This is a genomic window from Endozoicomonas atrinae (assembly GCF_001647025.1).
Taxonomy (GTDB): Bacteria; Pseudomonadota; Gammaproteobacteria; order Pseudomonadales; family Endozoicomonadaceae; genus Endozoicomonas; species Endozoicomonas atrinae.
The window spans coordinates 1-2,494 of the sequence record NZ_LUKQ02000450.1; the positions used below are offsets into that span (position 1 = coordinate 1).

General features: G+C 48.2%; 4 protein-coding genes. All 4 read left to right on the top strand.

Translation table 11 applies throughout. The annotated features are described in order from the left end of the window. The coding region (locus AK963_RS27750; RefSeq protein ID WP_066018553.1) for a major capsid protein at window positions 1-959 on the top strand (959 nt) is incomplete at its 5' end. Window positions 960-1,016: 57 nt separating this feature from the next. Continuing rightward, window positions 1,017-1,310 (top strand): hypothetical protein, encoded by a 294-nt coding sequence (locus tag AK963_RS27755; protein ID WP_066018554.1) that lies wholly within the window; start codon window positions 1,017-1,019, stop codon window positions 1,308-1,310. Beyond that, window positions 1,300-1,914 carry a hypothetical protein gene (locus tag AK963_RS27760; RefSeq protein WP_066018555.1) on the top strand — a complete coding sequence of 205 codons (615 nt, stop codon included), beginning with the start codon at window positions 1,300-1,302 and terminating at the stop codon, window positions 1,912-1,914. Before AK963_RS27755 ends, AK963_RS27760 begins: the two co-directional genes overlap by 11 nt. Next, complete coding sequence (locus AK963_RS27765; protein ID WP_066018556.1) at window positions 1,877-2,287, top strand: hypothetical protein; 411 nt, start codon at window positions 1,877-1,879, stop codon at window positions 2,285-2,287. The genes AK963_RS27760 and AK963_RS27765 overlap by 38 nt, the downstream gene beginning before the upstream one ends. Window positions 2,288-2,494 lie beyond the last annotated feature (207 nt).

Sequence of the window (2,494 nt, forward strand, 5' to 3'; positions counted from 1 at the left end):
GCCTCACCAGCCTGACCGCTACCATCAATGAGATGGAATACAAGCCCGGTCGTTTGGGCGAGCTCGGCCTGTTCCGGGAGAGTGGTATCAACACCACAACCGCAGTGGTTGAAAGCGTCAATGGCGTTCTGCGTCTGCTGCCTTCTTCCGAGCGTGGTGCTCCGGCAACTCAGGCTGTCGGTGACAAGCGCCAGATGCGCAGCTTCGTTATCCCGCACATTCCACACGACAGCACCATCATGGCGGCTGAAGTACAGAACGTGCGCCAGTTTGGTAGCGAAGATGCGATGCAGGGTGTTCAGGCTGTAGTCAACCAGCGCCTCGCTCGTATGAATGCCAACCATGAAGTAACGCTGGAATTTCTGCGTATGGGTGCGCTCAAGGGTGAAATTCTGGACGGTGATGGCAGTACTGTACTGTACAACCTCTTTGATGAGTTTGGCGTAAGTCAGCAGACTCACAACTTCAACTTCGGCAGTGCCACCACTGATGTGCGTTTGCAGTCTACCAAGGCTCGCAGGCTGGTCGATGATGCCATGGGCGCAGAGCCTTACACCGGCCTCCGGGCGTTTACTGGCAAAGACTTTTTTGATGCCCTTGTTAATCACAAGTCGGTCAAAGAGGCTTACCAGCGTTGGCAGGATGGTGAAGCCCTCCGCAACGATCCGAAAGGTACATTCCGCTTCGCAGACATTAACTGGGAAGAATACCGTGGATCGGTCGGCGGTCAGGACTTTGTGCCAGACAATAAAGCGTATCTCTACCCGGAAGATGCTGACATCTTTAGAACCTGGTTCGCTCCGGCAGACTTCATTGAGACGGTCAACACCATCGGCCTCCCTCGCTATGCCAAGCAGAAGGTCATGGACTTTGATAAGGGCGTGCTTGTTCATACCCAATCAAACCCACTGCCGATCAACCTCAAGCCAAGGGCGGTAATTGAGCTCACTATGAGCTAATCGCTAACGGCTGGTCTTTATGGCCAGCCTATTTTCCTGTTTATGGAGACTGCCCTTATGGACGAAGCTTTCAAGCAACTGGGTCACTCAATCCTTTCGACGTTTGGGCAGTCCCTTTTTATTACTTTCGCTGATACCTCAACACTGGAAACCCTCGGGATCATCAAGCAACAGGTGGTTGAAATTGGTCAGTATGAGGCGGTGGCGGGAGAGATTACCGTGTTGTCACTCGATAGCACTATCCGGCTCAAGCGAGGGGATACGGTATTGGCCAATGGCAGCACTTATGAAGTGGATCGTAAACTAAAAGACGATGGCTATTTAGCCCAATGGAATATCTATGATCGTTAGCAAGCTTGCCTTGGAAGTCAGTAAAGATATTGAGAATCTTGAAAAGCTTTTTAAGTTATCCCCTAAAAAAACAGAAGTCGCCATTGATAGAACCATGCGAAAGCTCGGCAAGTGGTCTGAAGTACAGGTATTACGAATTATGTCGAGGGAATTGCAAATCACCCAAAAGCGACTTAAAGAATATGGACGAATTAGAACTTACTTGGGTGGTGGCTACCACGACAGCAAATATTTAACAGTCTGGATCGGCACTATTCCTATCGGAGCTCATAGATTCGGAAGGGCAACGCAAAGACCAAAAGGCGTAAATGTCGGCAGACGGGCTTTTTATGATGGGGCATTTTTAATGCAACCGGTTAATGCTAAAAGGCCTCTGATATTCGAGCGAAAAGACAACTGGTTTCATCAATGGCGTCAATCAAAAGTATCAGGCCGTTGGATGATGATGGGTTTACCGATTTTTTCCCATAAAGTGCATATTTACGATCATGCAAAAAGAGCCTTGAAAGAATTAGAACCCAAACTATTCAGCCGTTTTGCAACTCTGCTCCATCAGGAACTTAACTATGCCTTCAACATCGAATCCAGAAAAAGTAATAGTTGAAAAATTGATCGAGCATTTAAAAGCCATTACCGACAATGTTTATCTTGGGTATTCGGGAACGGGTTTGGAAACGGATATAGAAATTCCCGCTATTATGGTGCAGTTGCAATCCATCAATGAAGAACAGCGGCAGGGAACGAAAGCAAAATACCGCATGGAATTTAATATCAGTGCGGTCGCCAAAACCAACAACGACACCACTTACAACCTCATTGATCTGACCCGCTCCATTCGTGAGTTATTCACAACCGGGGAACGCTTCACGCCCGAAGCGAGAACCATGACTTTCAGTGAAACCAACTTCGATATTGCACCGAGCAATGCTCATCTGTCCTTTGCGGATATGTCGCTGCAAATTGATGTTGTCCTTTAACCCCTAAGACTTGCCAACAAGGAGACTCAGCATGTCTAGTGTAGATCGTAGTTTTATTGGCGCAGGTGCTATTTACCTCAAGCCTGCCGATGGTTCCGCTCCCCTTTTGCCGGTGGGTAACGTCAGCCAGTTTCAATTCAGTTTCGAGGAAGATAAAAAGGAACTGAAAAACTATCTCGGTGGCGGTGGTAATCGCAACACCATCAG

Coding starts and splice junctions, on each gene's coding strand:
- AK963_RS27755 (WP_066018554.1), top strand. CDS start 1,017: ATGGACGAAGCTTTCAAGCAACTGGGTCACTCAATCCTTTCGACGTTT.
- AK963_RS27760 (WP_066018555.1), top strand. CDS start 1,300: ATGATCGTTAGCAAGCTTGCCTTGGAAGTCAGTAAAGATATTGAGAAT.
- AK963_RS27765 (WP_066018556.1), top strand. CDS start 1,877: ATGCCTTCAACATCGAATCCAGAAAAAGTAATAGTTGAAAAATTGATC.